This is a genomic window from Planococcus sp. 11815, from assembly GCF_051096385.1.
Classification (GTDB): domain Bacteria; phylum Bacillota; class Bacilli; order Bacillales_A; family Planococcaceae; genus Planococcus; species Planococcus citreus.
Map to the genome: position 1 here is coordinate 612088 of NZ_CP096991.1, position 16770 is coordinate 628857.

General features: G+C 48.4%; 20 protein-coding genes. 12 read left to right on the forward strand and 8 right to left on the reverse strand.

Features of this window, described 5'->3' with window-relative positions; genetic code table 11:
- Window positions 1–38: 38 nt before the first annotated feature.
- The gene (locus tag M1Q06_RS03195; RefSeq protein WP_434401521.1) at window positions 39–665 is read right to left on the reverse strand and encodes a YdhK family protein; all 627 of its coding nucleotides are present in this window, start codon (window positions 663–665) and stop codon (window positions 39–41) included.
- Window positions 666–828: 163 nt separating this feature from the next.
- Between M1Q06_RS03195 and M1Q06_RS03200 the strand changes: the two genes are divergently transcribed.
- Window positions 829–1812, forward strand: a complete 984-nt coding sequence (locus tag M1Q06_RS03200) for a F510_1955 family glycosylhydrolase (RefSeq protein ID WP_434401523.1) — start codon at window positions 829–831, stop codon at window positions 1810–1812.
- An 86-nt stretch (window positions 1813–1898) separates the two neighbouring features.
- On the opposite strand, the gene M1Q06_RS03205 is transcribed toward M1Q06_RS03200, so the two are convergent.
- From M1Q06_RS03205 to M1Q06_RS03215, 3 genes are all read right to left on the reverse strand, one after another.
- Window positions 1899–3380 (reverse strand): phytoene desaturase family protein, encoded by a 1482-nt coding sequence (locus M1Q06_RS03205; protein ID WP_434401525.1) that lies wholly within the window; start codon window positions 3378–3380, stop codon window positions 1899–1901.
- Window positions 3381–3439: 59 nt separating this feature from the next.
- The gene (locus tag M1Q06_RS03210; RefSeq protein WP_101189549.1) at window positions 3440–3769 is read right to left on the reverse strand and encodes a four-helix bundle copper-binding protein; all 330 of its coding nucleotides are present in this window, start codon (window positions 3767–3769) and stop codon (window positions 3440–3442) included.
- A gap of 88 nt (window positions 3770–3857) precedes the next feature.
- Complete coding sequence (locus M1Q06_RS03215; protein WP_068872156.1) at window positions 3858–4079, reverse strand: hypothetical protein; 222 nt, start codon at window positions 4077–4079, stop codon at window positions 3858–3860.
- A 144-nt stretch (window positions 4080–4223) separates the two neighbouring features.
- On the opposite strand from M1Q06_RS03215, the gene M1Q06_RS03220 reads away from it, so the two are divergent.
- From M1Q06_RS03220 to M1Q06_RS03240, 5 genes are all read left to right on the forward strand, one after another.
- A complete protein-coding gene (locus M1Q06_RS03220) occupies window positions 4224–4778 on the forward strand; it encodes a GNAT family N-acetyltransferase (protein WP_404336481.1) in 555 nt (184 codons plus the stop codon).
- 360 nt (window positions 4779–5138) lie between these two features.
- Window positions 5139–5429 (forward strand): DUF5316 family protein, encoded by a 291-nt coding sequence (locus M1Q06_RS03225; protein WP_211653266.1) that lies wholly within the window; start codon window positions 5139–5141, stop codon window positions 5427–5429.
- An 18-nt stretch (window positions 5430–5447) separates the two neighbouring features.
- Window positions 5448–6206, forward strand: coding sequence for a class I SAM-dependent methyltransferase (locus tag M1Q06_RS03230; RefSeq protein WP_058381724.1), 759 nt, complete (start codon window positions 5448–5450; stop codon window positions 6204–6206).
- Between the two features lie 251 nt (window positions 6207–6457).
- Window positions 6458–7396 carry a magnesium transporter CorA family protein gene (locus tag M1Q06_RS03235; protein ID WP_434401528.1) on the forward strand — a complete coding sequence of 313 codons (939 nt, stop codon included), beginning with the start codon at window positions 6458–6460 and terminating at the stop codon, window positions 7394–7396.
- Window positions 7397–7976: 580 nt separating this feature from the next.
- Window positions 7977–8474, forward strand: coding sequence for a GerW family sporulation protein (locus tag M1Q06_RS03240; RefSeq protein WP_101189554.1), 498 nt, complete (start codon window positions 7977–7979; stop codon window positions 8472–8474).
- A 79-nt stretch (window positions 8475–8553) separates the two neighbouring features.
- On the opposite strand, the gene M1Q06_RS03245 is transcribed toward M1Q06_RS03240, so the two are convergent.
- Complete coding sequence (locus M1Q06_RS03245) at window positions 8554–8973, reverse strand: hypothetical protein (protein WP_101189555.1); 420 nt, start codon at window positions 8971–8973, stop codon at window positions 8554–8556.
- A gap of 13 nt (window positions 8974–8986) precedes the next feature.
- Window positions 8987–9358 carry a hypothetical protein gene (locus M1Q06_RS03250; protein ID WP_101189556.1) on the reverse strand — a complete coding sequence of 124 codons (372 nt, stop codon included), beginning with the start codon at window positions 9356–9358 and terminating at the stop codon, window positions 8987–8989.
- 374 nt (window positions 9359–9732) lie between these two features.
- On the opposite strand from M1Q06_RS03250, the gene M1Q06_RS03255 reads away from it, so the two are divergent.
- The 6 genes from M1Q06_RS03255 (at window position 9733) to M1Q06_RS03280 (ending at window position 15081) form a co-directional block, all read left to right on the forward strand.
- Window positions 9733–10770, forward strand: coding sequence for a hypothetical protein (locus M1Q06_RS03255; RefSeq protein ID WP_434401531.1), 1038 nt, complete (start codon window positions 9733–9735; stop codon window positions 10768–10770).
- Between the two features lie 177 nt (window positions 10771–10947).
- Window positions 10948–11670 carry a hypothetical protein gene (locus M1Q06_RS03260; protein WP_101189558.1) on the forward strand — a complete coding sequence of 241 codons (723 nt, stop codon included), beginning with the start codon at window positions 10948–10950 and terminating at the stop codon, window positions 11668–11670.
- 15 nt (window positions 11671–11685) lie between these two features.
- On the forward strand, window positions 11686–12075 hold the full coding sequence (locus M1Q06_RS03265; protein WP_434401533.1) for a GntR family transcriptional regulator: 390 nt from the start codon (window positions 11686–11688) through the stop codon (window positions 12073–12075).
- 3 nt (window positions 12076–12078) lie between these two features.
- Window positions 12079–12924, forward strand: a complete 846-nt coding sequence (locus M1Q06_RS03270; RefSeq protein WP_434401535.1) for an ATP-binding cassette domain-containing protein — start codon at window positions 12079–12081, stop codon at window positions 12922–12924.
- A gap of 23 nt (window positions 12925–12947) precedes the next feature.
- Window positions 12948–13880 carry an ABC transporter ATP-binding protein gene (locus M1Q06_RS03275; protein ID WP_101189561.1) on the forward strand — a complete coding sequence of 311 codons (933 nt, stop codon included), beginning with the start codon at window positions 12948–12950 and terminating at the stop codon, window positions 13878–13880.
- The gene (locus tag M1Q06_RS03280; RefSeq protein WP_434401537.1) at window positions 13873–15081 is read left to right on the forward strand and encodes an ABC transporter permease; all 1209 of its coding nucleotides are present in this window, start codon (window positions 13873–13875) and stop codon (window positions 15079–15081) included. Before M1Q06_RS03275 ends, M1Q06_RS03280 begins: the two co-directional genes overlap by 8 nt.
- A 60-nt stretch (window positions 15082–15141) precedes the next feature.
- Here the strand turns inward: M1Q06_RS03280 and M1Q06_RS03285 are convergent, their stop codons facing one another.
- Window positions 15142–15993 (reverse strand): SDR family oxidoreductase, encoded by an 852-nt coding sequence (locus M1Q06_RS03285; protein WP_404336502.1) that lies wholly within the window; start codon window positions 15991–15993, stop codon window positions 15142–15144.
- 150 nt (window positions 15994–16143) lie between these two features.
- Entirely contained in the window at window positions 16144–16722 is a 579-nt protein-coding gene (locus M1Q06_RS03290; RefSeq protein WP_101189562.1) for a biotin transporter BioY, read from the reverse strand.
- Window positions 16723–16770 lie beyond the last annotated feature (48 nt).

Sequence of the window (16770 nt, forward strand, 5' to 3'; positions counted from 1 at the left end):
AAAAAACGCCTGGATGAAAATCCCAGGCGTTCTTTTCATTACTCAGCGGCTAATTCGCTTTCTGTAACCCATTTATGGTTGGTGACTGATTCTCCGGTTTCGGTATTTTCGAAATCGACCATGTACACGGTCGTTTCTTCAGCGCTGTCGACCGCTGCGCTTGCGCCTTTCATGCCTTCCATATGCTCGGCGTCGAGTGTGACGGCATCGCCTTCAGCGTAAGGGGTATCTGGTGCGTCTTCGAGTTCTTCGTGAATGACCCATTTATGGTTTTCGACCGGTGCGCCTCCGTCAGTTGGCGTGTAGCTGACGCTGTAGGCAGTCGTGTCATACGCACCGGCGATGGTTGCTGTGGCGCCATCCATGCCAGGCATATGATTTGCTTGGATGGTCGCCGTATCCCCAACGGCATAGGTTGGATTATCGGCTTCCATCAACTTGTCTGGCACTTCGCCATCGCTCGAGTGGTCCATGCCTTCATGGCCATCGCTTTCTTCGCGCTCTTCTGGGTCATCGATCTCTTCGAGCACTTCACCTGCTTCGTTGGTCGTTTCGGCTTGTTCTTCGGGAGCGGATGAATTATCAGCTTCCTCGCCTCCGCACGCGGCAAGTGTCAGGGCTGCTGCGAGTGATGCGCTGCCCATCATGAGTTTTTTCCTAATCATGCAATTCCCTCATTTCCTGAAAATCTTGTTCTACTTGCCACATACCCGATACGTGGCGGAGTATGTGTTTTGTGACAAAGATGCATCATTTTGCGCAATTAGTTGACCTTTTATGCGGACCATGAAACTATAGAAATAGCACAACAGAGAGGAAGATCGAGCGATGAAAAAGAACTGGTTATGGCCGGTCATGGCAGCCGGGCTGTTCATTTCAGCTTGTAGCGCAGAAACGGCTCAAGAGGAAACAGAAGATTCAACCGACGCGGCACCTGAATCAGCTGAGGAAACCGAAACAGCTTCAGCAGTGGATAGTGCGGCAATGGAGCTTGAAGTCCCGTTTGACGGCATGATGGACCATGTCCATGGCATGGGTTATATCGAAGAAAACGGCGGATTGTATTTCGCCTCGCATCACGGCTTGAAAGTGAATCGCGATGGAAACTGGACAGAAATAGAAGATCAATACCATGATTTCATGGGCTTTAACGCCACGGCGACTGGTTTTGTATCGTCAGGGCATCCAGATATGCAATCCGGCATGCAAAATCCGCTCGGCATCAAACGCAGCGATGATGGGGGAGAAACCTTCGATGACCTCGGATTTGAAGGAGAAACGGATTTTCATGAAATGGCAGTCGGCTACAATACGAATAATTTATTCGTCTTCAATCCGCAAGCCAACTCCGAAATGGAAACTGGCTTCCACCGCAGCGACGATGCCGGAGAGTCTTGGCAGCAGACAGCAGCAGAAGGGCTTGAGGGAAAAGTGACCTATCTTGCGATGCATCCCGATGATTCGATGATGATCGCAGCAGCGTCGAACCAGGGGATTTTCTTGTCTGAAGACGGCGGCGAGAGCTTCACGCGCATCACGGAAGGCGAACTCGGAACCGCTGCATTCTTCAGTGAAGACGCGCTTTATTACGGCACGTACAGCGAAGAAGCAAAACTTGTAAAACGCGATCTGTCAGGCGACGAGCAAGAGATTTCCTTGCCGGATATGACAGAAGACGGTGTTGTCTACCTCGCGCAGCATCCGGAGAACCCAGAGCAGCTGGCAATTTATACAGCCAAAGGCCATGCATGGGAGACGCAGGATGCCGGTGAAAACTGGACACAAATCTTGAATGCGGGGCAAGTGCAGTAAGCGGTAATGAGTGAATACCTTATCTAATGGAAGCCTAGCATGACAAACGATCAACACCCGCCCTCAAATCTGAGGGCGGGTGTTTTTTACGTCAGCAAAGCTTTTCCGGAAATTGAGCGTGCGCAGTGGATGCCACTTGCGGCGACGCCGATCGTGCCGCCGCCCGGGAAGATGTGGTCGCCTGTCAAATACAGCCCAGGCAATCCGCTGTGATGCGAAATGGAATTGAACAATGCCGCATCCAAAGTCTGCGCGAAGCCGCCGACATAGCCGTTCGGCCGTCCGGTATAATGTTGCCAAGCAAGCGGCGCGCCGCTTTCAAAATGGACGATTGCCGAGCGGAATCCCGGGATATGCTGCTCGATCAAGTCGAGCATGCGCTCCGAAAGCCCGGTGCGCATCGCTTCATAATCCTCCTGCGAGTGCCACTGCTGCGGCTTCGAATGCGTTGAGATGGTCACAGTCTGGAAGCCTTCGGGCGCACGCAGCCGGTCATCCATGCGTGATGCCGACATGAAAAAATGATGCCCTTCGTCCATGGCAGCGCCGCTTGAAAGCTGGCGGAATTCAGGGAGCGGCTCTGGGAGTTTCTCTGCATCGATCGCTAAGTACAAAGTTAAAGTCGTCCAAGTTTCGCCTTCGATGCCTTCTTGCAGCGGGCGCTTTAAGCGGTGATGATGCTCAGCGGGCACTAGCTCGGTTAACAACTGGATCGGCGCATTGAAGACGACGGCATCCGCTTCATAGTGATTGCCGCGCTGGTCGCTGGCATGCCAAACACCGTCTTTATATTCGAGCGTCTGTACGGTGCGCGGCTTTTTCACCTTGCCGCCATTTTCTTGAATGCTTTCCGCCATTAATTCCGCAAAGCGGTACAAGCCGCCCGGAACGTAATATGCCCCTTCATGGTAAATATCGAGCGCCACTGCCGCAAGCAGATACGAGACGTCTTCCGTTGTCGTCTGCATGCTGTCGATCAATAGCCCGTCGAGCACATGGCGGAACGCTTCGAGTTCGTGGAGGCCGTGCTTTTTCAACACTTTGCCAAGTGTCAGCTGAAATTTCGGCAACAAGCGCAAATGAACTGGTCGCAAGACTTTCGTGAGCGCCGCCCATTCCCGCGCATTGGCAGGCGGCAGCGCAGGCAGCGGCCCCATCAAAGTGCGGGTGATGCGCGCCGTCCGGTATAATTCTGCATAGAACGACAGAATGGCAGTTTTGTGCTCTGGAAAATGGTCGGCAAGTTCCCGTACATGCTTTCTGCGGTCTTTATGGAAAACGAAAGTGCCAGTCGGATGGACCATCTCCATCACTCGCTCGAGCGGTTTGAGTTCCATCGGTTTTTCGAGGTGGCGGAAGACGCGTTCATGAATGCCGCCGGGCTCGAGTCCCATGCCGAGCGTCGCACCGACTGGAAATAAATACGGATGGCGCTTGTATTTTCCGGCGCAGCCGCCGAGTTCTGCAGCAGCTTCGAGCACGGTCACTTCATAACCTTCTTTTGCCAGCAAGGATCCGGCCGTCAATCCGCCGATGCCGGCGCCGACGACCAATATGCGTTTTGTCATCATGTCCCCTCATTTCTCCCATGAAAAAACGCCCGGCAGATCAGCCGGACGCATGTCTCTTATGCCACTTGTCTGCAAGCTTCTGCGCATTTCAGGCAAGCTTCCGCGCATTTTTGGCAATGCTCATGGTCATGTTGTTTGCATTCGTTTCCGCATGCTTCACAAATCTCCGCGCATACTTTCGCGAGTTGTGAGACAAACGGCGAGTTGCGTTCAATGGCTTGTGCCAAATAAGCACACATGTCGGCGCATTCGCGGTCGAGCCGGATGCACTCGGCCATCATTTTCACATCGTCTTCTTTCAGGCAAGCATCGAAACAATGGTTGCACGCCACCATGCAGTCATGGAGCGTCTTGGACAATTCTGCGTGTTTTGCATGTTCTACCATTCCGTAAAACCTCCTATAAGAATTATGTTCATTCGCTTATTCCTTGGATTTCCCGACTGGCAGAAAATTAAACAAAGGCTAGTAAATTCTATCCGTTTTTGCGCAGCCCCGGCTTCTGCTCAAGTTCTTTCATGCGCTTGCGGAACTCGTCTTCCGACAACTCGCCGCGCGAAAAGCGCTCTTTCAATAACTGAGCTTCGTGGTGGGGAGGTGGCAGTTTATGAGGTTTATGGCGAATGAAAAACAGCACAAGGCAAAGGATGATGAGCACGACCATCAAAGCGACGAGGACAATAAAGAGCCTGAACATAAGCGTTCACTCCGTTCGCTTTCTTTTCTTCCAGTTTACGCTATAAGACTGAAAATTGCGTCTTTTTAAGTTACAAAAATATATTCTTGTAAGATGCTAGATATGCTACGCTTATGGATAATTCAAAAAAAGGGGGGGAGCGGGATGTTTACACATAAGATTGATGAAGAGTTGGCGTTGAAATTGGTCGAGACGCAAGATGCGGAACGGATTTTTGAATTGACCGACCGTTCGCGTGCTGCACTGAAAGAATGGCTGCCGTGGCTCGATCACACGAAAACCGTAGAGGATACGAAAAATTTCATCCAGTCGGGGGCTGAAAGTTTCGCCCTCGGCAAAAGCTTGAATTGCGCGATTGTCTACCGCGGCGAACTGGCAGGAATCGCCGGCTTCAACGAAATCAATGAAGCGAAACAGACGGCCTATATCGGCTATTGGCTCGACACGGAATACCAGGGAAAAGGCATCATGACGCGAGTCGCAAAGGCGCTGACGGATTATGCGCTAACGGAGCGCGGGCTCAATAAAGTCGAGATCCGCGCAGCGGTCGGCAACCAGAAAAGCCGCAACATCCCGATCCGTCTCGGCTTCACGGAAGAAGGTACCATTCGCCAGGGAGAATGGCTTTACGATCACTTTGTCGACAGTGTCGTCTACGGCATGCTGAAATCGGAATGGCCATCTGAAAAAGGCGAATGAAACTCACCTATACTTTTCAGAGTGTTGGAGAAGATCATGATTCGTTATGAATAAAATTGAGAGCACCCTTCTACATTCAAAAATCAATATTGTATCTCAGTATTTGGAGAAGTGTTCGCTCGACTCCTGTGGACTAGCGAGACGACCGAGACCCCGCAAGGCGCAAGGCGACTGAGGAGGCTTGCGCGCGAGCCCACGGAAAGCGAGCGATAAGCTTCGGAAAATACGGGTTTCTAATTTTCTCGACCAAACAGAAAAAGACTCATGAAGTTCACACATCTTTTTTTGCGCAATGTTTCCCACAGCCTTCCTCATTTAGTAAAATAAGAAGGAAACTAGAAATACAGGAGGAATACTATTATGAAGCACTTTCTACTCGGCCTTCTCGTGTCAGGCCTTATCGCACTTATCGCTTTCCTAGCAGATGACTGGGCGCTCTTGTTCCCGATCGCGGGTGCAGTTGCAGTTATCGCGCTTGTCTGGGCGGTCATCTCGTCCATCACAGCAGGCAAGCAAGTGAAATCTTCATTCAACACGAGTTCGGAACGCCGCCGGGCACAGCAGGCGCGCAACGCCAAAGTGAAAAATCTCGTGCTGTTCGCTTTGCCGAACCTGGTCTTGGCGCTCGTCGGATTGTTCATACTTTCTTAAACGAAAGAGGGGGATGTCATGCTCAGCTATTATAGTTCGTTATCTGCGGAAGTATATGACCTCGATAAGCCGATCGGCAAATCGTTCGGCGACGTCGAGTTCTACAGGGAGCGCCTAGCCGGGAATGAAGGGCGTATTTTAGAACCTGCTACAGGGACCGGCCGATTGCTCGTGCCGCTTCTAGAAGACGGCCTTCACATCGACGGCTTCGACAGTTCGTCCGAAATGCTCGATATTTGCCGCGCGCATTGCAAAGAACGCGGCTTGCATCCAAAATTATTCGAAGCGGATATGGAAACTTTCCGCATTGACGTCGAATATGACGCCATCATTTTACCAGCGGGAACGTTCCAGTTGCTTGCGGGGCGCGAACAGGCAATCAAAGCCTTGAAGAATTTCCGCAAGCACCTGGCACCGGGCGGCCGTCTGCTCGTCGATTTGTATGTTCCGCAAGGCTTCGAGATCGACCGGCCGAGAACACGGACCTGGCAGACGAAAGCCGGCGAAGTGATCACGCTCGAGAGCAAGACCGTCGAAGTCGATTGGATCAAGCAATGTTCCGTGTCGCATAACCGCTACGAGAAATGGCAAGGCGGCAAGCTGATCCAAACCGAACTCGAACGCTTCCCGATGCGCTGGTACGGCGTCGAGGAATTCAAGCTTCTGCTTGGCAGCCAAGGCTTCGAAGACATCATCGTGTCGTCCAATTACGAATACGGCCAATACCCAAAGAACGCTCAGCATGCCGTCACCTTTGAAGCAATCGCACATATTTGAAGATCAAAAGCTGTTTGGAGAAAAAATCCAAACAGCTTTTGATTTGTCTGAAATTGTATGTATGGCTGGCTGATGGTGTTTCATTCTACTCAAGAGAATCTAAAATGAAACGGCAGCTTTTCAAAAAAGTTAGATTTGTAGCTAATTCGGGTAAACTCGTAAAGGTCTGGAAGTAAAATCGCTGTAACTGCAATCATAGGAAGTTTCTAGATAAGCGAGGCTTTCAGATAGAAAGAAAAGGGGGATCGAGCATGATTACAATACATAAAACCTCTGCTGGCGGAGATTTACAAACAATTGATACCTTCGAGAAGAATAGTTGGATCAATATGGTGGCGCCTTCACAAGAGGAAATCAAGGGAATAGTAGAACGCTTCAATATTCCCATCGAATTTTTAGAAGACCCATTGGATTTAGAAGAAAGCGCACGGATTGAATATGACGAAGAGACAAATTGTACATTGATCATTAACGATCTTCCGATTGTCGATGACAACAGCCCGCAGCTCGACTCTTATATTACAATCCCCATCGGCATCATTTTAGGGGGAGATTTCATCGTCACCATTTGCAGCCAAGCGACGAACTCAGTAGAAAACGTCCTCAAGAAAAACGTGAATACGTCGATGAAAAATCGCTTTGCACTTGAAGTGTTGTTGTCGATTTCTACCCAGTACATAATGAAGTTGAAGAAGCTGAACAAACAGCGCCTCAAAATCGAAAGCAATTTGAAGGAGTCTTTAACGAACAAGCAACTCTATAAGATCATGGAGATCGAGAAAAGCTTGGTGTACTTCCTGACATCATTAAAAGCGAATGGAGATGTCATCACGAAGCTGTTCCGGACGCATTCCATCAAATTGTACGAAGACGATGAAGACTTGTTGGAAGATGTGAAAATCGAAAACAACCAAGGAATTGAAACGACCGAGCTGTATACCAGAATCTTGGACAGCATTACGGGATCGTATTCTTCGCTCATATCGAATGAATTGAACAACACGATGAAAACCTTGACCCTTTTCACGGTATTTTTAACCCTTCCGACCTTGATCTTCAGCTTTTTCGGCATGAACGTGGCGTTGCCTATTTCTGGGCAGGAGCCCGGTTCATGGATTACGACACTGGTCCTGTCCGCCATTTTGATGCTTGTGATCGCCGTCTCTCTATGGAAAAGAAGAATATTTTAGCCAAAAACGCCTGGAGATAAATCCAGGCGTTTTTTTTTGATAGTAGTGGTTGGAAGTCGTGTTTTCCGCAGCTTACCGCTCGCTTTCCGTGGGCTCACGCCCAAGCCTCCTCGGTTTGCTCTACTTTCGCTATGCTCAAGCACCGCAAATGAATGCGCTCAGCGTTGCTTCGCGCATTCATTCCCTGCGGGGTCTCGGTCGTCTCGCTGATCCACAGGAAAGATAAGGTCGACCTACGGGAGACATTATCTTTGCGAAAGTAATGCGCAGCATTATTGAGCAGAAGGGGTTACGAGCGGACGCTTCTCCAAACACTTAGACAGCTCGGGGAAATATATTTTATTAGGCTTTATGGCTATTAAAAAGTCAAGCTTATGAATGTGTTTAGCACTTTGAAAATCAATTGTAGAATTTTGAGAGTACTCTAATCTACCAAATATATTACTCCCCGAAATAATTAGAGGGTTAGTGGCGGGCGGGGCGAATGTATATACTAACAATCGACAGTGCGGATCTATGCCGCTTGCTATTACTGCTGCCTTGGCCATGAGAATTCATCGTCAAAAAAGGAGTGTAGAACATGGATGAAAAAGAAATGATTCCGTTCCAATCGTCTCCGGTACGTCCGATTTTCGAAAAGTTTTCAAGTGCGCGTGATGTGTCGCTCGTATACGGCGACCCGATCGAGATGCAGGGCAGGACCATCATTCCAGTAGCGAGAATCAGGTATAGCGTCGGTGCGGGTGCTGGCGGCGGCTACGAACGAGAAGACAAAGATGCAGAATCGCCAGGCTTCGAGGAATTCGAAGGCGGCCACGGGGAAGGGGCAGGCGGATCGTTCTCAGTCAAACCCATCGGCATCTACGACGTGACGGCGGAAAAAACCGTCTACCGGCCCATTGTCCCGATTGAGCTCATCGTGATGCTACCGCTTATGATGACCGGCCTTGGGTTTTTGATGGCATCGAGCCAGAACAAAAGCAAAGGCGGCAAGCACAAGAAGCGCATGCAAGCCGGGAAACGCTGCGAGAAAAAAGGGAAAGGCAAGAAAATGAAAGGCATGGGGCATAGCGGCTGAAGTGAAACGAGATGTTGAGTATTGCGAAAACCACCTAGGGATTGATCTCCAGGTGGTTTTTTTGAGCTAATGCAGTCTTCTAATTCGTGCCAAGTAATTGAATAATCGGCGATTCGGAAGAAATTATATCCAATTGATGTTCCATACAGGCGAAAGAGAAATGCTGGTAGCTGATTTCTTCTTGTCTTTCCCGTTGCTTCAAATTCGTCCGATTCTCCAAATAAGTGAGAAGATCAGACTGTTGATGAATGCGATAAGCATGTGCTGTGTCAGAGTCAGACATTCTTGTGAAATCTTCGGAAGTTACGGAATACGTGGCATATGAACGGAAATCAATATGCCATCTATCCACTGTGCCGGGAAGGTTCAAGAGCAAGTCTGTTTCATTCTCGCTGCCGCGTATAGAAATACGCAATGCTGTTCCTGGCAGTCTCGTTTCTGCAAATCCTTCAAAGGCTATAAAGTAATCTTCTTGTGATAGCAATCCCAAATCTGTCATCAAATCGATCCTTTCATTGGGTGTTAATAGCAGGGGAAGTAGCAAAGAGTCGGTTCGAGGCGAAAAACAACAGGACCGGAGGCAGCAAGGTGAATAAGGACAGCACACCTGCTAGCGAGAACAGTACAGCGGGCACAAAGCGGTTCAAATTGATCGTCAATAACCCGCCAACACTCAATAAGGCGGATGCGACGAGCAAATAAAAAGGATAAAAGAGCAATTGTTTTGCACCCTCCACCACATCGGCGGCGAATATTTCCGAATTCATCTGAGCTTCTGTACGTGTCATTTCCCGCTGGACTTTCGGGTCATTCTGGAATAGCTCTGTTAATTGGTTTTGGGCAATTTGATTGTCATCAAACGAGAAGATTAAGAAGCCTGACAATCCTGCGCATATCAGCAATAGCGCCAGAGAAGTGATTGCTAGTTTAATGGGAGTGAATAAATTTTTAATTGAGATGATTAGCCCTCCTTTAAAGTAATCGATTGTATATCATTTCGATTTAGATTTGGAAATTCCTGCTATTTATATAATGGTTGAATAGACAAACAAAAAATTCTTTATTGGCAGGTCTTAAAAGAAATGTTAATCACTGATTGGGTAATCAGAATGGTCTTTTACAAAAGCTTAGTACCGGCATACTTAAATTTTTGAAATCCCATATATATGAATTTTTATATGATCTATGGAAAAATATCCGCTCAAAGCGCTTTTAGTACTCAGAGGACGGGTACGTGAATAACAAGGAGGCGTTATGAGTGAGGAATATAAACAAAATGGCCGGAATGGCTTTTGCCGCACTTCTACTCGCAAGCTGTCAAGAAACTGAAAATCCACCGCCTAGCACAGAGGACACAGATTCTCCAAGTGAACCGACACCTAATGAGGAAGAAGCGGTAGAAGAAAAGGAAAGTAACGAAGATAGCCAGAACAATGAGGATGAGGAAGCCTCGGATGAACCGATCGATCAGCCAAATGACGATGCTTCAGATGGCTTTGAAGAAACTCAGGTGAGTCCATCCTATTTTATCGAGACCCATGCCTATGTCACAGAAACCGGCTATCTCACCGCATTCAACATTGAACGCGATGAAAATGAAGAAGTCACATTTGAAGAAAGCTTAACGCAATCTCTGATTGAAAACGACCCTACCACACTAGAAATTCTAGGATCTTATGCTGAGCTGACTGTTGATATGCCGACGCTTAACGTGAAATTTAATGAAGAGGATGGAGGTGCATTATCCACAACTTCTGCGCAAACGACCTTTTTCTATAGTTCATTGTTTGGAATCAGCGATCTATATGGCATTGAAGAAATTGTGTTTACCAATCCCGAGGGCGAAGAAAATGTCATTGTAGCTCAGCGCTTAGTGGACAAGCCTTTGATTGTTGAAGAAGAAAGAGGAATTTCGCGCGGTTACTATACAATCTACGATAAAGAGTTGCAGCAGACGAACTTCTTAGCTGGCGTAGAAGTGGGAGAGCAAGTGGCGGATGAGAACGGAGAGCCGTTGTCCTTCCCTGAGACAGTGGAAGCGATGAAAGCAGTGGATCAGGAAGGAGCAACTTACTCATCAGCCATGGTGGAAGGATTGGAAGTGGTTGACGCTTCACTTGAAAACGATACGGCGACAGTTCGCTTCACATCAGATGAAGAGACAATCACAGACCCCGACTTGATCGTCTTTGAAAACGCAATGCAACTGGCAGCCCTTGACTTCCGCGTAGAGGAACTCCGTTTAATAAACGAAACTTTAGAAGAAAGCACCACGTACCCGTTTGCAGTGAAGTAATGATTAATAGAGATAAAAAAGGTTTGGAGAAATCCAAGCCTTTTTTTATTCGCTATTATCCGGAAAATTAGCGGAACTCCTATACATATTCAGTTAAAAGAGTTGACGAAACTAATAAACAGTTATACTGTGTATATGAGTATAAACAGTATAACAGTTGAGAAGGAGTGTATATAAATGAATGACTGGAATCAAGCGTACCGTTTGGCAGCTTTCGAAATAAAAGCATCGCTGCGCAACTTATTGTTGATCCTGGCTTTTTATATCGCCATGAGCCTCATCTTCATGATGTCGTTCGATGTGTATCTGGAAGGCGACTTCAAAGGGTTCGATATCATGTTCTTGCTGGTGTTCTTCATGTTTCCTGCCTGGATGAAAGGAAAAGAATTTCAAATGCAGAAAATGGATGGCAATCTATGGTCGTCCCCGCCGATCATCATGCTCCAGCAATTGCCGATAAGCAAAAACACAATTGTCAAAAGCCGTTTCATCATCCATGCGTTCTGTTCATTTCCCTTCCAATTGATCCTGCTGATTGCCATGCCGCTCATGTCGGACAATTTTCGTGAAGGAATGACGCCGGTTGCTTATCCGGTGTTCGTGCTGTTGTGGATTGCCATATCGATTGCGGTCGGCTTTATGATGGCTGCCAGTGAAGCGGGAGGAAATTTCAGGATGAAAGAGATTGTACTGTCGTTCATTTATATCTTAATCGCGGCAGCCGCCATCTACTTGCTGTTCCCTATGCTGTCGGGAAGCGGTTTTATTGAGTGGACAATGGCCATTGCTGTGGAATGGCCGCTACTGACGGGCATCACAGCTGTAGCCCTCATGATTGCCGGTTGGAAATACTGGCAGGCGGATATGAAAAAGACGATAAAGAAAACGGATTATCTGTGAGAGGAGGGCTTGCTTGTGCTGCCGATACGTTTATCCAAAGATTCTCGTGAACCGATTTATCACCAAATAGAAAAGCAGCTAAAAGCCTTGATTGCAGGAGGACATTTGCTTGCGGGTTCGCCGCTTCCATCAATCCGTACATTATCGAAAGACTTGGAAATCAGCGTCATCACGATACGCCGCGCTTATCAGGATCTGGAAGCGCAAGGCTTTATCCAGACACTTCACGGAAAAGGGACCTTTGTCGCAGAAATACAACATACGACCAAGCAGCAAGTGATGACGGCTTCGGTTGAAAAGGAATTTGAACAGGCCATCCGCAACGCGATGGATTATGACTATACAGTTGATGACATCAAGCGCGTTTTTGAAGAGACATTGAGCAAGCTGAAGGAGGGGAAATAACGGATGATTCCATGGATTGAATTAACGCAAGTCAACAAGCAAATCGAGGACTTCCGGCTCGGCCCGGTCAGTCTGGCTATTGAACCTGGCACGATCACCGCACTTGTAGGGAATAACGGTTCGGGCAAAAGCTCCTTGTTGAAGCTGATCATGAACTTGGCCAATATGGACGAAGGCGACATCCAAGTTTTCGGTAAACCGGTGGGTGGGGAAGACGAAAGTTGGAAAAGGCATGTCACTTTCCTGCCGCAAGCTTCCGTTGGCTGGAATGCTTATACAGGCAATGACTTGAAAAAATTGATTGCACCGCTCTATGCGAAATGGGATGACGTTCTTTTTGAACATATGATACATCTCTTGGACATCCCGCTGGACAAGCGCTTCGGCAAACTATCACCGGGCATGCAGCAAAAGTTAAGTTTGTCGCTGGCCTTGCCGCGCCATACGGATATTCTGATTTTGGACGAACCGACCGCTTCTCTGGATATTCCTTCTAAGAACTTGGTGATGGATTTATTGGTCGATTGGATGGAGCGGGAAGACCGAGCTATCATTTTAACGACCCATCAGCCCGAAAGCCTCCGCAAACTGGCGGACTACCTGTTCTTGATAAAAGATGGCCAGGCAATCGGCCATTACGAAAAAGACCAGCTCGTCAGTGGATTTCGCCGCTACTGGCTGACGGAAATGCCTGCTGACGTGGTGCCTGGAGAACGGTCGCGCTCGGGCCGGCAACTTGTATCTGATAATTTAGATGGCACAGAAAAATACTGTGCGGAACACGGGATCGGGATTGTAGACGACAAAGCGTTGGAACTGGAAGAAATTATTAGCCTGTTATTAGCATGAACCAAAAAGAGAGGATGAGGGGAATGGAAACGATGCTCACCGTAGAAAGATTGGGGAAATCCTTCAAAGACAAGCAAATCATCTCAAATATCTCGTTTGAAGTGAAACAAGGGGAAATCATGGCGCTGCTCGGGCCGAACGGGGCAGGGAAATCGACGACAATCCGCAATATCATGGGCATCATGTATCCGGATGAAGGGGCCATCACGTTCCGCAATAGTACAAATAACGAGATCCCCCGCAATAAAATCGGCTATTTGCCGGAAGAGCGGGGCTTGTACAAAAACGTCAAAGTGATGGATATCCTGCTGTACCTGGCAGAGTTGAAGGATTATCCGTTGAACCGCGCCAAAGAACGTGCGCTGGAATATTTGAAAAAATTCGGCTTGGAGGGCAAGGACAATGTGTCGGTCGAGGAATTGTCGAAAGGGATGGGGCAGAAAGTGCAATTTATCGCCTCCATTCTCCACGAGCCGGAACTGCTCATTTTGGATGAACCGTTTTCAGGGCTCGACCCGGTCAGCCAGGAGTTATTCAAAGATGAAATTCGCTCGTTGGCCAAAAACGGCACGGCGATCTTATTGTCTTCGCACCAGATGAATCTCGTCGAGGAAATGGCGGACCGCTTATTCTTGATCCATCGCGGAACTAAAGTCATCTCGGGAAGCTTAAGCGAAGTGAAAAAGGAATACGCCAATTTTAAATGCACCATCCATGGAAGCAATAGCCATCAAGTGTTGGAAAGCTTACCGGAAGTGGAACGGATCGAACATAGCGAGGAAGCGGCGGTGCTGTACTTGTCGAAACGTGTGCAACCCGCGATTTGGTTGAGAAATCTGCCGGAACAACTCGATGTCCAGGAACTGTCCATCGATCGGATTTCGCTCCATGAAATCTTCATCGACATCGCCACGGACAAAAACCTATTGAAGGAAGCGGGTGAGTTGCATGCATAACACGAAGAAAGTAGCGAAATGGGAAATCAAACGCAACCTGAAAAGCAAATCGTTTATCATCGGCCTGTTTCTGACTCCGCTCATTTTCCTGGCATTCTTATTACTGCCTGAATTGTTCAGTTCAGACGATGAACCGGCAACGACGACGGTTTATGTCAACGACCAACTCGGTGTCTACGAACAATTGGAAGCAGCTGCAGCGAACACCGAATGGAACATGGAACTGACTAACAGTACCCCACAGGAAGCCGAGGAGGCACTTGAAGAAGGCACGGACGCTGCCTATATTTTCATCGGCGAACAATCAGTCGAAAGCGGCACGGTGCCTGTCTATACGAACGACGAAACGAGCGATGCCTTCATGGATGAAGTCCAGCAGCTCGGCGGGCCATTGCAAATGGTGCAAATCGAGCAGCTCGGCCTGACGGCGCAAGAAGCCGGGATGGTCGCACAAGGCATCGTCTTCGAAGATGCTTCGAATGAATCGGAACAAAGTGGCTTGTTCAGTGAAACGATGCTCGAGCGTGTCGTGCCAGGCGCCTTTGCGGCGGTTGTCATGTTGTCAATCGTCTTCACGGGCATGGCGATTTTCCAGAGCGCATCCCAAGAGAAGAAAGACAAAATAGCCGAAATCATCCTGTCGTCACTAACGCCGGCAGAATTGATGCAAGGCAAAATCATCGGCTATTTCGTGCTCGGCCTCATCCAGGTGGTCGTCTATGTGTTGATTGCGCTGCCGGTGCTCATCTGGCGCATCGATGTGCCAATCATCGAGTATTTGTTTGTTCCTGAATTGCTAGTGCTCTTGCTCATCGCCATTCTTGGCTACTTATTGTACGCAGCGATATTTGTCGGAATCGGCGCAACGATGGCCGACATCTCGACTGCAGGGAATTTCCAGGGCATGGTCATGATGCTTCCGTTCAGCCCATTTCTGTTCATCGGTCCGGTTTTCAGCGATCCAAGCGGCATTTGGGCACAAATCGGAAGCTATATTCCGTTCACAGCACCCGGTGTCCTTATTATGCGCTTGTCGCTATTGGAAGAGTGGCCGTGGGTGGAAATCGTGGTTGCCACAGTCATTCTCGCTGTCAGCGTTGTGGTGTTCATGAAACTCGCCGGCAAGATTTTCAAGATCGGTATCTTGATGTACGGGAAAAATGCGACTCCAGGAGAAATCTGGAAGTGGGTCAGAACTTAATCCGTGAAAGCGCGTAGACCAGAAAAAAGCCCAGAGACATGATCTCTGGGCTTTTTCGTATTATTCAGCTGGAGTACCAGGTTCAATCTCGTATGATTTCTGTACGGTTTCGTTGCGCTCGCCCAAGCCTTCAGTGGTTGTTTTGCTCCACATGGCTTCCATGCGTTCTTTTACTTGTGGAATCATTTTTTCCGGGATGACGTTGCGGTATTGATTCGTCTCGCCAAGAATCACTTTTACCGACGGTTCAGTGACTTCTTTCGGATCGAATTGCTCGTATGGGAAGGCGGCTTTCTCGTAGTCGAAGACTGTGTTCTCCGAATCAGACTGCCAGTTTTTCCACGTTTCGAACTCGCGGTCATTAAAGCCAGTTAAATATGGTCCTGGGTTAATCGTTGCTACTTCCACATTGAATTCCTGCAGCTCTTTGCTCAAGGAATCTGCGAAAGCTTCAGTCGCGTGTTTCGTGCTGCAATAAGGCCCCATTAATGGATCTGCCATCAAGCCGGATACAGAAGAGACGAACACGATGCGGCCGGATTTTCTTTCCACCATTTGACGTGCAAAGCCTTTCGTCAATAGTACCGGGCCGAATACATTGACCTCGAATTGGTGGCGCAAGTTTTCTTCCGGGATGTCGACGAGGGATCCGCCTTCAGATACTGCCGCATTGTTTACCAAGACATCAATGTCCCAGCCCCATGCTTTTTCGCGGTCTTTCGGGTTCGTGACGTCCAATTTTTCGATTTGCATCGATACGCCGCGCTCTTTCGCTTCCTGTTCCAAAGCAGAAACCTGTGAAATGATTTCAACACCCGCGATGACGGATTTGCCTTTTTCCGCCAAGCTGAACGCAATATTTTTGCCGAATCCGGTGCCAGCACCTGTGATTAGTATTTTTTCGTTTGCCATTCTAAATTCCTCCTCGGGTTGTTTGTTGCTGTCGTTTTTACTTAATACTTCCAATGCATACCCAGGATGTACCCCAACTTAAACGGAAATTGGCTAATTCAAAAAGAGATGGACCGTTGCCGGTTCATCTCTTTGAAAGTTGTAATTTAATTATAGTGAAGAATGATTCCGTGCTTCCAAACCGTGCAATAGCTTCGCCGATGCCAATCGGCTTCGCACCGATATGCCGATCCATGCAGCGAGCACGGCCTTGATGACGCCGACGAGAATGAACGGCGCGAACCCGCCCATAAAGGCGCCGGTCCAGGAAAGTTCCGCGAAGACCTTCAGCCAAACCGTTCCGAAGCCGAGTGCCACGAACATGCCGAGGATGTTGGCGATGATAGCGTTCATGAGCGTAAAGCCCATCTTCTCGAGATAATAGCCGATGACGAAAGCGGTCGGGATGAACCCGAATAAATAGCCGCCCGTCGGCCCGAACAAACTGCCCAAGCCTCCTGACATTTGGGCGAATACCGGGATTCCGGCAGCGCCGATTGCGAGATACACCAAGATGGACAATGTGCCATAGCGTGCGCCCAAAATCGTGGCGGCAAGACCGATTGCCAAGGTCTGCCCGGTAATCGGCACGAGCGGTAAAGGAATGGTGACTTGAGCGAGTATGCCGATAATGGCGGCGAACAAAGCCGTCACGATCATCATCCGCAATTTTTTGTTTGAGTGTGCCATGTGAAAACGTCCCTTCGTAATTGTGTTAACTAATTTATAAAATAAGTT